Below are 419 nucleotides of genomic sequence, written 5' to 3'. Positions count from 1 at the left end.
CGATTCGCTTCTGGCTGGCGACTGGACCGTCCTCAAGGACGCGCTCTGGCACCTGCTTCTGCCGGCCTTCGTGCTCGGCTGGACGGTTTCGGGAACCATATCGCGGCTGGTGCGCGCCAACATGCTGGATGTGATGAGCCGCGAGTTCGTGCTCACCGCGCGCGCCAAGGGGGCGAGCGAATTCCGCGTCGTCATCGTCCATGCGCTGCGCAACACCATGGTGCCGACCCTGACCGTCATCGGCTATTCCTTCGCCTATCTGATCACCGGCGCGGTGCTGACCGAAACCATCTTCTCCTGGCCGGGCATGGGATCCTATGCCGTGGAGGCAGCGCGTGCGCTCGACTTCCCGGCGATCATCGGCGTCACCATCGTCGGTGGTCTCGCCTTCCTGGTCACCAACCTTATCACCGACATAC

General features: G+C 64.0%; 1 protein-coding gene. It reads left to right on the top strand.

Features of this window, described 5'->3' with window-relative positions; all coding sequences use genetic code 11:
* A partial coding sequence (locus tag EOB36_RS34110) for an ABC transporter permease (protein WP_164897735.1) occupies positions 1-419 on the top strand: 419 nt, incomplete at both ends.

Origin of the sequence: Mesorhizobium sp. M6A.T.Cr.TU.017.01.1.1 (assembly GCF_004023115.1) — a bacterium.
In the GTDB taxonomy this organism is placed as follows: Bacteria; Pseudomonadota; Alphaproteobacteria; order Rhizobiales; family Rhizobiaceae; genus Mesorhizobium; species Mesorhizobium mediterraneum.
The sequence above is the reverse complement of the archived record's forward strand: the minus strand, read 5'-3'. Positions and strand labels throughout refer to the sequence as shown.